The following is a 12,962-nucleotide window of genomic DNA, read 5'->3' on the forward strand; positions in this document are numbered from 1 at the left end:
TGGCCGTCCACCGTCAGGTCGGGTGGCAGGTTGGGAACTTCCGTCGATTCGGTAATCACGATGTCGCCGTCAATCACTGTTACTTCGTGGGAGCGGACCGGTAGCTTGGCCGGCGGCCCGTCAACACTTCCGTCACGGAGGTTGAACCTGGATGCGTGCAGCGGGCATTCCATCCAGCAGTCCTCCACCCAGCCATCCGCAAGGGTTCAGATTTCCTCCGTCCACGACAGCAATATTCATCGCAGTGGCGGTATCGCGGGCAGCGTCACGAGCTGCGGTCAGAACGGCGTCGGCATGGGCTGGGTGATCTCAGACATAGCTCTCCTCCGAATCGACCGCTGATATTTTATAATTGTGAGTAAAGATATATTAGTCACACAGTATTGCAGGACTGGGTGTGTGTCCAGAGATTTCTTCGCGCCCGTGTATCAGGTTGAGCGCCCCAGCCCGGGCCGCCGGCAGGCGGAACTCCCCGCGGACGGCTGAAGTGATGGTCTTGGCCCCGGGCTTGCGGACGCCGACCCAGCGCCGGGAGGATCAACGCGCGTCGGCCCGTGGGCACGTGGGAATAGGTCAGCTTCGTGGAGATCTGTACCGTCAGGTCTGTGTTGGCCAATGCCTGCTCCGTGACCTCGGAATCCGGGGCCGCCCGGAACTTGAACTCCTGGTCCAGCCTGTCGTAGAACGCCTCTGGCATCTTTTCGAAGATGCCCATGGTGTCGGGCGCGTGAATGTTTCCACGGTGCGTTCAGAACCGTGATGCGGAAGGCTCGTCACACTCACGGAGCCCGGAGGGTCAAACACCCGGGGAGCGCCGTGAACGGATCGGGTTGAAGGAACAACTTCCAGCCGCACCCTCGTAACAGCTTCATTGCCCATTGCCCTCCAATCGTGGCGTCCGGGTTGCATATCCCATGCAGTCCGGGGCCTTACTATTTAGAAGGCGCTGGAGCGCTTGACATTCTTATGTTTACGTATTGATATATTAGTCATGGGAATACTATGTACTGCGGGTCGGGGCGTCGAGGCTCGGACGCACCTCGGGAGGACTTGAAATGGCAAGCGTTGGCGGATTACCGGTGGAGGCGGGGGTTTCGTTGGTGCCGTTGAGGCAGGACGACGAATCCTTCGCCGACTTCGCCTACAGGATCTTGTGCGATGAATTGATTGTTTTGGACATCAAACCGGGTGAGCCCCTCAACGATGAAGTGATTTCGAGGCGAATCGGTGTTGGCAGGACGCCGATTCGCGAAGCTATGAAGCGGCTTGAGAGCGATTATCTGGTGGTGTCCTACGCCCGGCGCGGAACGTTCGCCGCGGGCGTGGACATCAAGGATCTGGCTGAAATTTCCGAGATCCGCCAGCTTTTGGAGCCTGCGGCAGCTGCGCGCGCTGCGCGGCTTGCGTCGCCGCAGCTTCGACAGGAGCTCAGGGACTTTGCCCGGGAAGTAGGGGAACTGCTGCCGGGGATGCAGTCGCAGCAGGATCTCATGCGCCTGGACATGCGGGTCCATCGGAAGATCTATCGCGCAACAGGAAGCCGGCACCTTGAAGACGTCCTGACTCGGTACGACAATTTGGCAACACGGATTTGGAGCCTGGTTCTGGAAAAGCTCCCGCCGGTGTCCGAGCATATTGCCCAGCATATTGAGCTGCTCGAGTGCATCGCGGCCGGGGACTCCGAAGCTGCTGCACGGTTGACCATCCAGCACGTCACCGACTTCGAGAACCTGATCAGGGCTGTCCTTTAACCCCGGGGCCAGGACCCGCTCAGCATATGCTCATACGGGAAAAGCGGCCCCAAGAACTTCAAGGATGGCAGTGGCCTTGGTGTGGATCTCTGCCAGCTCATCGTCAGGGTCGGAGTCTGCTGTGATGGCCCCGCCGATCCCCACGGACAGCCGCTGGCCGTCCGCAGAAGAAGTGTGGAACACGGCGCTGCGAATGGTGACGGACAGGTCCGCGGCGCCGTTCGGGGAAAAATAGCCAACCACACCTGAATAGGGCCCGCGCGGTTGAGATTCCAATTCGTCGAGGATGTCCATGCTGCTGATCTTGGGAGCCCCGGTCATCGACCCGGGAGGATAGGCAGCCGCGACCACAGCCGTCCTTGTCCGGTCCTGGGCAATTGTGGCTTCGATGGTGCTTACCAACTGATGCACCGTTTTGTAAGTCTCAACGTCGCAGAGCCGTGTCACGGAAACTGTTCCCGGTTCGGCATGGCGGGAAAGGTCGTTTCGCATCAAATCCACAATCATGATGTTCTCCGCCCTGTCCTTTGTCGAGGTCGTGAGGTCATGCATCAGCAGCCTGTCTGCCTGTGGTGACGTGTCCCGTCGTCGGGTTCCCTTGATGGGTTCGGCACGGACATGACCACCCGCGGTGATACTGAGGAACCGCTCCGGCGAGGAGCTCGCTATAGCCACCGCTCCTAACTGGACGAAGCTCGCGAACGGCGCCGGGCTGGCCCGGCGGAGTCTGCGGTAGAAATCCCACGGATCCAGGCTCTCATGAGAATTACTGAAGATTTGGGTCGTGAGGCACACCTCGTAGGAGTTTCCCTGCACGATTTCATTCTGGGATGCAGCGATTTTTCGAAGGTAGGACTGGACGGAGTCCGCTGCACTGAACTGTACGGGAGGCAGCCGTGTGCCGAAGCGTGGGGGCGCAGAGGGCAGGCGCCGAATGCGGAGGGCAGCCTTCCGGCACCATTGCCGACCTTCCGCCCCGGCTTCCGCCAAAAGGTATACGCACCGTGCCTCATGGTCGAACACCACGGCCCGGCTGCAACGGATCAATGAGGCATCCGGCAGTGGTGATTCCACCGCGTTACCGCCACACTCGCGCTTGAGCTCGTAACCCAGGTAGCCCAGCCAGCCAAGGGTGAACCCCAACCCGGGGGGAAGAGCGGGAACCGATGCTTGGCTGCTGTCCCAGTTCCTGTCCAGCCAGCTGAAAAAAGGACCCGGAAACCTCGCGATCACCAGCTTTGATTCCATGATCGTCACGCCGTTCAAATGCTCTGCTCTCATGCCGCGGCTTCCAGAATCATCAGCCATGATGCTGTAGCGGTTGCGCCCGGCCACAGGGTCCGTGGCCACGTTCGAGCTGTCCAGCCAGACGCGGTGGCTGGACAGCGCGTAGAGCTCACGAAAGACGGCTTCCGAATCCGGGTACTCCGAAAGCGGCACACAGTGCAGGGCAGGGGCGGCAAGCAGTTTCCGGAGACCGCGAACTGCGGCCAGGGCGGGAAGCTGCGCCATGGCCTCGGCAGCGTGCAGGGGCGCTTCAGGGTGGGTAGGGTCCAGGACTGTAATTTCCGCAGGGACCCCGACCAGGCCGTCCTTCGGCCCGGCAGCTATTCGAAGCAGGCAGGTGCGGGTGTCGCCTCGACCGGTCACGAGGACAACTTCGGGGCATTCGCTGGGCGCGTGCAGCACATCCCGGTCGGTTTGGGTCCGCGCCGTGCAGAAGGAACTCAACACTCGCACGAGCGCGGACACAAAGGCTCGACCTTCGGGCGTATTCACGCCGTCGACGCCAACGACAACGGGTTCCACAGGGTGGCAGGTGTGTCTGCCGTGGATCACCCGGCAGCTCCCGGGACCAGGACACGCGACTGATTCCGCGCGGCCTCGGTTGTGTGCAGGAGAAGCAGAGATGTGGTGACGGAGCCGACGCCGCCCGGGACCGGGGTCAGGGCCGCGACGATGCCCCGCACGCTGCCCTCGTCGACGTCCCCGACGAGGGATCCGTCAGGGAGGACGTTGGTGCCGACGTCGATCACGACGGCCTCGGATGAGACATGGCCGCCGTTCAGCAGACCGGCTCGCCCGGCTGCGACGACCACGACGTCGGCGGTCTTGGTGTATTTCTCCAATGGACCTGACTTGGAGTGACAGACGGTAACCGCGGCGTCGCGTTCCAGCAGCAGCAGGGACAATGGTTTTCCCACTACGGCGGAACGGCCGATGACGACCACGTTCCGGCCTGCCAGCGGAATGTCGAAGTGGTCAAGGATCTCGATTACGGCGCGGGCTGTGGCAGGCGCGAACGAGGGCTGGCCCACAGCAAGGCGACCAAGACTCAGCGGGTTCGCGCCATCGACGTCCTTCTCCAGGTCAATGTGGGCGACCAGTTCATCTGTCCGAACGCCGAGAGGTAGAGGCGTCTGGAGGATGATGCCGTTGACGGATGAATCATCGCTGAGACCCTTCAGGACTGAGGCCAGAACCTGTCCGGTAGCGTCTGGGCCAAGGTCGACGATCCGGCAACTGATGCCGGCACTTTCAGCGGCCCGTTCGATGGACCGGACATACCAGTGCGTGGAGCCGTCATCGGTGGCCACAACCACTGCGAGTGTGGGCCGTAGCCCATCGGCTTCGAGGTCCCGGGCCTCTTGGTGGGCCTTTTGCTGAATGATCCTTGCCAGTGCTTTTCCGGAGAGGAGTACGGTGCTCAACCGAGAATCCTTCCGCGCACGCGCGCCACGAGGGAGTCTGCTGCCAGGATGACCTTTTCCTCGATGCCGTCGGTCTGGCCAGCCATCCGCGAACGAGCCGTGGCGTCTTTGATGGCCACCACGTTGATGTCGATGTTCACCCGGGCGGTGGTGGCGGCTGCGCGGGCTGCGTCGGCGGCAGCAGCGATGTCGCTGATTACGCTGGCGTTCGCGACCTCGAATAGTTCCGTGGCAAGATCCACGATGGCGCCAGCGAGCTTGACGAGTTGCGCGGGGGTTCGCGCGGCCAGGATGAGCGCATCCTGGATGGATGCCTTCCGTGCGGCCTTCAGGTCTTCCGTCCCGGACGGAAGCTTGTATGAATCGATGACGCCTTGGAACGCATGTTGGTCAGCTTCCGCCAAGTGCATGGCCTCGACCACGAGTCCGTCCGCGGCGCTGATGATCCTTCGAACGGTTTCGGCGTGCTGCTCGTATTTGGCGCCTGTGGTGTACCGGGCAACCATGGCGACGAGTGCCGCCCCCTGGGCGGCGTGAAGGGCCGCGGCTGCACCGCCGCCGGGGGTGGGTTCGCGCGAGGCAAGGCGGGCGAGGTAGTCATTGACTGTTTCTGAACTGATCATGTATTTTCCTGGACTGAAGCTCGAGTCGACTGGGCGGAGGGTATGGCCGGCGGGTTGTTAGCCGCGGAGCCTGCTCATCGTGGGGTCGTACAGCGGATCTGCGGTGACCGTGGCCTGGATGCGCCGTCCAAAGTACTCGATCTCAACTGAGTCACCCAGGGACACCGCGGCGGGGAGATACGCGTAGGCAATCGGCTTGGCGACGGTGTAGCCGTACGCAGCGCTGGTGACGTAACCGACTGCCTGATCCTTGTAAAAGACCGGTTCCTTGCCCAGCACGACGCTGCGGCCGTCGTCGACCGTCAGGCACCGCAGGCGGCGAGCGGCATCTTCCTCGGTACGGCCTTCCAAAGCGGTCTTTCCGACGAAGCTTTCCTTGGTCATCTTCACGGCGAATCCGACGCCGGCTTCCAGGGGGTCGTGCTCAGTGGTCATGTCAGTGCCCCACGAACGGTAACCCTTCTCGAGACGCAGCGAGCTGAAGGCTGCCCGGCCCGCGGCGATGACGCCATGAGGCTGCCCGGCCTTCCACAGTGCATCCCAGAGCCGCTGGCCATTGTCTGCACTTGTGTACAGTTCCCAGCCCAGCTCGCCGACGTAGGACAAGCGCATTGCGGTCACGGCTACGCCGCCGATGACGGCCTTCTTGGCCCGGAAATAGCGGAGGCCATCGTTGGAGAAGTCGTCGCTGCTCACGGTGCTGATGAGGTCCCGGGCGAGGGGTCCCCACAGACCGATGCAGCACGTTCCGCCCGTCGTGTCGCGCACCTGCACCCAGTCAGTCGCGGTTCCGCGTTCCGTCTGGTGGCGTGCAGCCCGCTCGAAGTAAGCGGTGTCGATGTTTCCGTTGGCTCCGAGCTGGAAGGTGTCCTCGCTGAGGCGGGCCACCGTGATGTCGCTTCGGATGCCGCCGGCGTGATCCAGCACCAGGGTGTACGTGACCGCACCGGGCTTCTTGTTCAGGTCGGCCGTGGTGAGCTCTTGCAGAAGCTTCAGCGCTCCCGGACCGGAGACCTCGAGGCGCTTGAGCGGAGTCATGTCGTACATGGCCACTGCGGTACGGGTCTTCCATGCTTCGGCGGCCGCAATGGGCGAGTTGAACATGGCGGACCAGGCATCACGGGCCGGGGGCTGCCACTCGGCCGGCATCTCCTTCAACAGTTCCGCGTTGGCTTCGAACCAATAAGGGCGTTCCCAGCCGCCGGACTCCAGGAATAATCCTCCCAGTGCCTTGTGGCGGGCGTAGAAGGGACTGACGCGGAGGTTGCGGGGGGAAAGCTTGGGCTGCAGGGGGTGCAGGACATCATAGATTTCCACGAAGTTCTGCTGGGAAGTTTCGCTGACATACTCCGGGGTCAGCTGGACCTCTTCGAAGCGGTGGATATCGCATTCGCCAAGGTCGATCTGGGACTTGCCGGTGGTCAGGAGCTCGGCAACGGCGCGGGCAACGCCGGCCGAGTGGGTCACCCATACGGCTTCGGCGACGAAGAAGCCATCGAGCTCTTTGGACTCGCCCACCAGGGCCCCGCCGTCGGGAGTGAAGGAGAAGATGCCGTTGAAGCCATCCTCGATCTCGCTTTCCCGCAATGCCGGAAGCAGCTGCTTGGTGTCCTCCCATGACGGGAGGAAGTCCTCCAGGGTGAAGTCGAGACGGGAAGGCATGTTGTGCTCGTTGATGCTGCTGGGGTCGTAGGAGCCGAGGTCCGCGAGGTCCACGGGCATGGGACGGTGCGCGTAGGAGCCGATGCCGTAGCGGTCGCCGTGTTCGCGATAGTAGAGGTCCCGGTCCTGGTGACGCAGAATAGGCAGCGAAGCCCCGTTGGGAAGTTCGTTGCGGCCATTGAGCGCCGGCACCGGAGTGGTCGTGACGTACTGGTGCGCGAGCGGCAGCAGCGGGATCGACATGCCGATCATCGCGCCGATCTTGGCGCCCCAGAAGCCGGCGCAGGAGACCACGATGTCGGCGGGGATGACACCTTCGGCCGTCTGGACACCGCTCACGCGGCGGCCGGACTGCTCGATGCCCGTGACAGTGGTGTTGCCCAAGTACTTGACGCCTGCGGCTTCCGTGCGCTTGATCAGCAGCTGAACTGCGCGAGCGGCACGTGCCAAGCCGTCACTGGGTACGTGGAGTCCACCCAGGATGTCCTCGTCATTCAGGAGCGGGTAGAGCTCCTTGCACTCAGCGCGGGAAAGGATCTTGCCTTCGATTCCCCACGATGCGGCGTAGCCGAGCTTCCGCTTCAGGTCAGCGAGGCGGGTCTCGGTGGTGGCGACTTCGAGGCCACCGACCTGGTTGAAGCAGCTGACGCCATCCTCGGTCAGCGACAGGAGTTTCTCAACGGTGTACGTGGCGAAGGCAGCCATGGTCTTCGAAGGGTTCGTTTGGAAGACGAGACCCGGGGCGTGGGACGTGGAGCCCCCGGGCATGTTCAGCGGTCCCTGGTCCAGGACGGTGATGTTGTTCCAACCCCGGGCGACCAGTTCATCGGCCAGGTTCGTACCGACGATTCCAGCTCCGATAATGACAATGCTTGGCGTAGATGCCATGTGGTTTCTCCTGCTGATTTTCGTGTGTTGTCTCTGCTGGTTTGGTGGTTCTTGGTTACCGGAACACGACGGTGCTGGTTCGATCCAGCAGCACGCGGTGCTCGCAGTGCCAGCGCACCGCGCGGGACAGTGCCAGTGCTTCGGCGTCCTGGCCAACCGTTGAAAGGGCGGTCGGTCCGTAGCTGTGGTCGACCCTGATGACTTCCTGTTCGATGATCGGTCCCTCGTCCAGTTCCCCAGTGACGTAGTGGGCGGTAGCGCCTACCAGCTTGACGCCACGATCGTAGGCCTGGTGGTAGGGGCGCGCGCCCTTGAATCCCGGGAGGAAGGAATGGTGGATGTTGATCGCCCGGCCTTCCAGGGCGCGGCAGAGGTCATCGGACAGTACCTGCATGTACCGGGCGAGGACGACGAGGTCGATGTTATGCTCGTCCACCAGTTCCAGCAGGCGCTGTTCGGCATCCGACTTGGTCTCGGGGGTCACCGGGAGATAGATGAAGGGCAGGCCGGCGGCCTCGGCCATGGCCCGGTGGGTTTCATGGTTGGACACGATGAGGGCGATGTCGCCACCGAGGCTTCCGCCGCGCCAACGGAAGAGCAGGTCGTTCAGGCAGTGGCCGAACTTGGACACCATGACGAGGATGCGTTGCTTCGTCTGGTCATGGAAGCTGAATTTCATGTCGAAGCGGTCAGCGATGGAACGGAATTCTTCCTGAAGTCTGTCCGGGGTGTAGGCCGACGAGCCGGAAAAGGCGGTGCGCAGATGCAGTGTCTGGCGGAGGCCGTCATCGAACTGCTGGTGCTCGTCGATGTTGAAGCCACGCTCGAAGAGGAAGGTGGTGACCGCCTGGACGATGCCTGCGCGTTCAACGCACGACAATGTGAGAACGAACTTCTGGGTCTGGTCTTCCACACGGGCCGCCGTCTGAGGCAGCGTGCTGGTAGTTGAGTCTGTCGCCACTAGGGTCATGTCCCCTCCTTGAGATATATGCTAACCATAAATACTGATATATTAGGATTTGTACTCAGCGTATACTGGTCGGTGGAAGAGGTCAATAGCCTTTCTGGCTTGAATCGAAAGGGGCCCACGCTATGGCCGTTGAAGCTTTGATGACTGCTGACGATGCCGCAAGGCGGTCGCTGGCGGATGTAGCCTACGAATGGATCCGCGACCGACTCCTGATGCTCGACATCAAGCCCGGCGATCTACTCAATGACGACCTGCTCGCCAAGGACCTCGGCGTCGGGCGGACGCCGGTGCGTGAAGCCTTGAAGCGGCTGGAACTCGATCGCCTCGTTGTTTCCTACCCGCGGAGAGGGACTTTTGCGACCCGCGTAGAGGTCACTGACCTTGCGTTCATTTCCGAAATCCGCACCCAGCTCGAGCCTCTTGCCGCTTCCCGGGCTGCGCGGGTGGCCTCGGCGTCGGCGAGGGCGCAATTGCGGGACGTTATGCGCGCCGTTGAGTCATTCGATTCGAGCGCAGCGTCCGTCGTCGAAACACTGCGGCTGGATGCCCGCGTACACCAGGGAATTTATGCGGCCGCGGCCAATCCCCACCTAGAAGATGTCCTGATTCGTTACGACAACCTCGCGACAAGAATCTGGTGCATGGTCCTGGATCGCCTCCCCGATCTATCCCGCCACGTGGATGAGCACGTGGACCTGCTCCGTGCGATCATCGACGGAGATGAGGTCCAGGCCGCTGAGCTCGCGCGGATTCACGTCATCGGCTTTGAGCACGCTGTGCGCGAAGCTCTTTTCGCCGCCTAGGCCAGACCTTCTCCACCAGGAAACTGAAGCGCATTCCTTCCGGGCTGCGCTTCAGTCGTTCAGTGCCCTTTGTCCGCTGCATGGCGCTTGGCTCCGCGGGCCAAGCCGACCGGAGAATCTGTTGACACCCGCCGATATCAAAAGCATACTTGAATCACAAAACTAATATATTACAAGGATATTAGATAGCAGATTAGGAGACATGATGGTCGACGAACTGACCCGCTCGCTCGCAGAGACCGACCCACTGGTCCACGCCGCTATACAGCAGGAATTGCTGCGCCAGCAGGACACCCTGGAGATGATCGCCTCCGAAAACTTCGCGCCGACTGCCGTCATGGAGGCCCAGGGATCTGTGCTGACCAACAAGTATGCCGAGGGCTACCCCGGCAAGCGATACTACGGCGGCTGCGAACACGTTGACGTGGTCGAGCAGCTGGCCATCGACCGCCTCAAGTCACTCTTCGGTTCCGAGTTCGCCAATGTGCAGCCCCACTCCGGCGCCCAGGCCAATGCAGCGGCGATGTTCGCCCTTATCCAGCCCGGTGACACCCTCCTGGGGCTGAATCTCGCGCACGGCGGCCATCTTACCCACGGCATGCGCATCAACTTTTCCGGCAAGCTCTACAAGGTTGTCCCGTACGGGGTGCGTGAAGAAGACCTACTGATCGATATGGCCGAGGTTGAGCGCCTGGCGATTGAGAACAAGCCGAAGCTGATCGTCGCCGGCTGGTCCGCTTACTCCCGGCAGCTGGACTTCGCCGAGTTCCGCCGTATCGCGGACCTGGTAGGTGCCTACCTGATGGTGGACATGGCGCATTTCGCAGGCCTGGTGGCCGCAGGGCTTCACCCCAACCCCGTGCCTCACGCCCACATCGTCACGAGCACCACCCACAAGACCCTTGGCGGCCCGCGCGGAGGTGTGATCCTGACCAACGACGCCGACATCGCCAAGAAGGTCAACTCCGCGGTGTTCCCCGGACAGCAGGGTGGCCCGCTGGAACACGTCATTGCCGCGAAGGCCGTTGCGTTCAAGCTCGCTGCTGAGCCGGCGTTCCGCGACCGCCAGGAACGCACCCTGGAAGGTGCCCGCATCATCGCAGAACGCCTGCTGTCCGCCGATGTTGCAGAGTCCGGCGTGACCGTAGTCAGCGGTGGCACCGACGTGCACCTGGTCCTGGTGGACCTGCGCAATTCGGATCTGGATGGCCAGCAGGGCGAAGACCGCCTGCACCGGATCGGCATCACGGTCAACCGCAATGCCGTGCCCTTCGACCCGCGTCCGCCGATGGTCTCTTCCGGTCTTCGTGTCGGCACGCCGGCACTGGCCACGCGTGGATTCGGGAAGGCAGAATTCACCGAGGTCGCGGACATTATCGCCGCAGCACTCAAGCGCGAGTTCAGCGACGAGACCGTGGCGGAACTCCGGCAGCGGGTTGAAATCCTGGCCGGAAAGTTCCCTCTCTACCCCAACCTCTCCTCCGACGCGACCGAGGTGGCATGATGGCCGATCTGCTTCCGGAGCACCCGGAATTCCTCTGGCACAACCCGGACCCCAAGAAGAGCTACGACGCCGTGATTGTTGGCGGCGGCGGCCACGGCCTTGCCACCGCCTACTTCCTGGCCAAGAACCACGGCATGACCAACATCGCCGTCCTGGAAAAGGGCTGGCTCGCCGGCGGCAACATGGCCCGGAACACCACCATCATCCGCTCCAACTACCTCTGGGACGAGAGCGCGGCCATCTACGAGCACGCCCTCAAGCTCTGGGAGATCCTGCCGGAGGAACTCGAATACGATTTCCTGTTCAGCCAGCGCGGCGTCATGAACCTCGCCCACACCTTGGGCGATGTCCGGGAAAGCATCCGGCGCGTTGGAGCAAACAAGCTCAACGGCGTGGACGCCGAGTGGCTCGATCCGCAGCAGGTCAAGGAACTTTGCCCAATTCTGAACATCAGCGACAACATCCGCTACCCGGTCATGGGGGCCACCTACCAGCCCCGTGCGGGGATCGCCAAGCACGACCATGTGGCTTGGGCTTTCGCGCGCAAATGCGACGAGCTGGGCGTGGACATCATTCAGAACTGCGAAGTCACAGGTTTCCTCAAGGACGGAAACCGAGTGGTGGGGGTCAAGACCAACCGGGGCACCATCAACACCGAAAAGGTGGGCCTGTGTGCGGCCGGCCACAGCAGCGTGCTGGCCGAAATGGCCGGTTTCCGGCTCCCCATTCAGTCCCACCCGCTGCAGGCACTGGTGTCCGAACTGCACGAACCCGTCCACCCGACCGTGGTGATGTCCAACCACGTCCACGTCTACGTCTCCCAGGCCCATAAGGGTGAACTGGTGATGGGTGCGGGCGTGGATTCCTACAACGGTTACGGCCAGCGGGGTTCCTTCCACGTGATCGAGCATCAGATGGCGGCCGCCGTCGAACTTTTCCCGATCTTTGCCCGGGCACATGTGCTGCGGACCTGGGGTGGGATCGTGGACACCACCCTGGATGCCTCCCCGATCGTGGGGACGACCCCGGTGGAGAACATGTTCGTCAATTGCGGCTGGGGTACCGGCGGCTTCAANGCGGCTTCAAGGGCACCCCGGCCGCGGGCCTCACCTTTGCCCATACCATCGCCATGGGAACGCCGCACGAACTGAACAAGCCGTTTGCGCTGGAGCGGTTCGAAACCGGCGCCCTGATCGACGAACACGGCGCAGCCGCCGTGGCCCACTAGAAGAGAGTCCGGACATGCTCCTCATCTCATGCCCCAACTGCGGCTCCCGCGACGAGACCGAATTCCACTACGGGGGCCAGGCCCACGTGCCCTACCCGGAAAATCCGGCAGAGCTGGACGACCGCCAATGGGCGGAGTTCCTGTTCTACCGCGACAACACCAAGGGCGCCTTCGCCGAACGCTGGCTCCACAGCACCGGCTGCCGCCAGTGGTTCAACATGCTCCGCGACACGGTCACCTACGAGATCCAGGCTGTCTACCCCATGGGTGCGGCCCGTCCGGACAAAGCCGCCCCGGCACCTGAGTCCGGCACCGCCAGCACCGCCCCGGACAGCACCACCACCGGAACCGCGGCTCCCAGCATCGCTGCAACCAGCACTGCCACAAGCACAGCCCCCGCCAGCACCACCGCCCCGGAAGGAGCAACCACGTGACTTCCCAGAACGCCCGCCTCGACGCCGGCGGCCGCATCGACCGCACCATTTCTTGGCGTTTCACCGTGGACGGTGAGGAATTCACCGGCCATCCCGGCGACACCCTCGCCTCGGCCCTGCTCGCCAACGGCCGCATCGCTGCCGGCAACTCACTGTACGAGGACCGCGCCCGCGGCATCATGTCTGCCGGCGTGGAGGAATCCAACGCGCTGGTTCGTATTGAACCCCGGTTCCCGGGCCACGTGGCCGAGTCCATGCTCCCGGCCACTACCGTCACCCTGGTGGACGGCCTGAAGGCGGAGCTGCTCAACGGACTGGGCAAGCTGGACCCGGAAGATGACCGAGCCGAGTACGACAAGAACTACGTCCACACCGACGTCCTGGTCAT

At 62.7% G+C, this 12,962-nt stretch carries 11 protein-coding genes and 3 pseudogenes; 7 read left to right on the forward strand and 7 right to left on the reverse strand.

Translation table 11 applies throughout. The features are described 5' to 3' along the window. Positions 1 to 191: pseudogene (locus tag Y705_RS0114965) on the reverse strand (bifunctional 3-phenylpropionate/cinnamic acid dioxygenase ferredoxin subunit); the annotation flags it as partial. 326 nt (positions 192 to 517) lie between these two features. Continuing rightward, positions 518 to 736, reverse strand: a pseudogene (locus tag Y705_RS23310) (hypothetical protein); the annotation flags it as partial. A gap of 319 nt (positions 737 to 1,055) precedes the next feature. Here Y705_RS23310 and Y705_RS0114975 point away from each other — a divergent pair. Then, positions 1,056 to 1,751 (forward strand): GntR family transcriptional regulator, encoded by a 696-nt coding sequence (locus Y705_RS0114975; protein ID WP_081738095.1) that lies wholly within the window; start codon positions 1,056 to 1,058, stop codon positions 1,749 to 1,751. A 30-nt stretch (positions 1,752 to 1,781) separates the two neighbouring features. Here Y705_RS0114975 and pabB read toward each other — a convergent pair whose 3' ends face one another. Continuing rightward, a complete protein-coding gene (pabB, locus tag Y705_RS20415) occupies positions 1,782 to 3,263 on the reverse strand; it encodes an aminodeoxychorismate synthase component I (RefSeq protein ID WP_253908649.1) in 1,482 nt (493 codons plus the stop codon). Here pabB and Y705_RS22800 point away from each other — a divergent pair. Next, positions 3,195 to 3,623, forward strand: a complete 429-nt coding sequence (locus tag Y705_RS22800) for a hypothetical protein (protein WP_049822852.1) — start codon at positions 3,195 to 3,197, stop codon at positions 3,621 to 3,623. The two genes, pabB and Y705_RS22800, sit on opposite strands and share 69 nt — an antisense overlap. Here Y705_RS22800 and Y705_RS0114985 read toward each other — a convergent pair. Genes Y705_RS0114985 through purU form a run of 4 tightly spaced genes read right to left on the reverse strand, consistent with a single transcriptional unit; the run spans position 3,587 to position 8,605 of the window. Further along, positions 3,587 to 4,462 (reverse strand): bifunctional 5,10-methylenetetrahydrofolate dehydrogenase/5,10-methenyltetrahydrofolate cyclohydrolase, encoded by an 876-nt coding sequence (locus Y705_RS0114985; protein ID WP_026533448.1) that lies wholly within the window; start codon positions 4,460 to 4,462, stop codon positions 3,587 to 3,589. The two genes, Y705_RS22800 and Y705_RS0114985, sit on opposite strands and share 37 nt — an antisense overlap. Next, on the reverse strand, positions 4,459 to 5,085 hold the full coding sequence (locus Y705_RS0114990; protein WP_026533449.1) for a cyclodeaminase/cyclohydrolase family protein: 627 nt from the start codon (positions 5,083 to 5,085) through the stop codon (positions 4,459 to 4,461). The genes Y705_RS0114985 and Y705_RS0114990 overlap by 4 nt, the downstream gene beginning before the upstream one ends. Before the next feature lie 57 nt (positions 5,086 to 5,142). Beyond that, positions 5,143 to 7,635, reverse strand: coding sequence for a GcvT family protein (locus tag Y705_RS0114995; protein WP_026533450.1), 2,493 nt, complete (start codon positions 7,633 to 7,635; stop codon positions 5,143 to 5,145). A gap of 55 nt (positions 7,636 to 7,690) precedes the next feature. Continuing rightward, a complete protein-coding gene (gene purU / locus Y705_RS0115000) occupies positions 7,691 to 8,605 on the reverse strand; it encodes a formyltetrahydrofolate deformylase (protein WP_026533451.1) in 915 nt (304 codons plus the stop codon). Positions 8,606 to 8,727: 122 nt separating this feature from the next. Between purU and Y705_RS0115005 the strand changes: the two genes are divergently transcribed. The 5 genes and pseudogenes from Y705_RS0115005 to Y705_RS20425 all read left to right on the forward strand — a co-directional run. Beyond that, positions 8,728 to 9,408, forward strand: a complete 681-nt coding sequence (locus Y705_RS0115005) for a GntR family transcriptional regulator (protein ID WP_026533452.1) — start codon at positions 8,728 to 8,730, stop codon at positions 9,406 to 9,408. 205 nt (positions 9,409 to 9,613) lie between these two features. Beyond that, positions 9,614 to 10,912, forward strand: coding sequence for a serine hydroxymethyltransferase (gene glyA, locus Y705_RS0115010; protein WP_026533453.1), 1,299 nt, complete (start codon positions 9,614 to 9,616; stop codon positions 10,910 to 10,912). Beyond that, positions 10,909 to 12,140 (forward strand): annotated as a pseudogene (locus tag Y705_RS0115015) (sarcosine oxidase subunit beta family protein). The gene glyA and the pseudogene Y705_RS0115015 overlap by 4 nt, the downstream one beginning before the upstream one ends. A gap of 14 nt (positions 12,141 to 12,154) precedes the next feature. Next, on the forward strand, positions 12,155 to 12,574 hold the full coding sequence (locus Y705_RS0115020; RefSeq protein ID WP_026533454.1) for a sarcosine oxidase subunit delta: 420 nt from the start codon (positions 12,155 to 12,157) through the stop codon (positions 12,572 to 12,574). Further along, the coding region (locus Y705_RS20425) for a (2Fe-2S)-binding protein (RefSeq protein WP_173401101.1) at positions 12,571 to 12,962 on the forward strand (392 nt) is incomplete at its 3' end. The genes Y705_RS0115020 and Y705_RS20425, both read left to right, overlap by 4 nt.

The organism is Arthrobacter sp. H41 (assembly GCF_000520535.1).
Taxonomy (GTDB): domain Bacteria; phylum Actinomycetota; class Actinomycetes; order Actinomycetales; family Micrococcaceae; genus Arthrobacter_D.

Coding starts and splice junctions, on each gene's coding strand:
- Y705_RS0114975 (WP_081738095.1), top strand. CDS start 1,056: ATGGCAAGCGTTGGCGGATTACCGGTGGAGGCGGGGGTTTCGTTGGTG.
- pabB (WP_253908649.1), bottom strand. CDS start 3,263: ATGGCGCAGCTTCCCGCCCTGGCCGCAGTTCGCGGTCTCCGGAAACTG.
- Y705_RS0114990 (WP_026533449.1), bottom strand. CDS start 5,085: ATGATCAGTTCAGAAACAGTCAATGACTACCTCGCCCGCCTTGCCTCG.
- Y705_RS0114995 (WP_026533450.1), bottom strand. CDS start 7,635: ATGGCATCTACGCCAAGCATTGTCATTATCGGAGCTGGAATCGTCGGT.
- purU (WP_026533451.1), bottom strand. CDS start 8,605: ATGACCCTAGTGGCGACAGACTCAACTACCAGCACGCTGCCTCAGACG.
- Y705_RS0115005 (WP_026533452.1), top strand. CDS start 8,728: ATGGCCGTTGAAGCTTTGATGACTGCTGACGATGCCGCAAGGCGGTCG.
- glyA (WP_026533453.1), top strand. CDS start 9,614: ATGGTCGACGAACTGACCCGCTCGCTCGCAGAGACCGACCCACTGGTC.
- Y705_RS0115020 (WP_026533454.1), top strand. CDS start 12,155: ATGCTCCTCATCTCATGCCCCAACTGCGGCTCCCGCGACGAGACCGAA.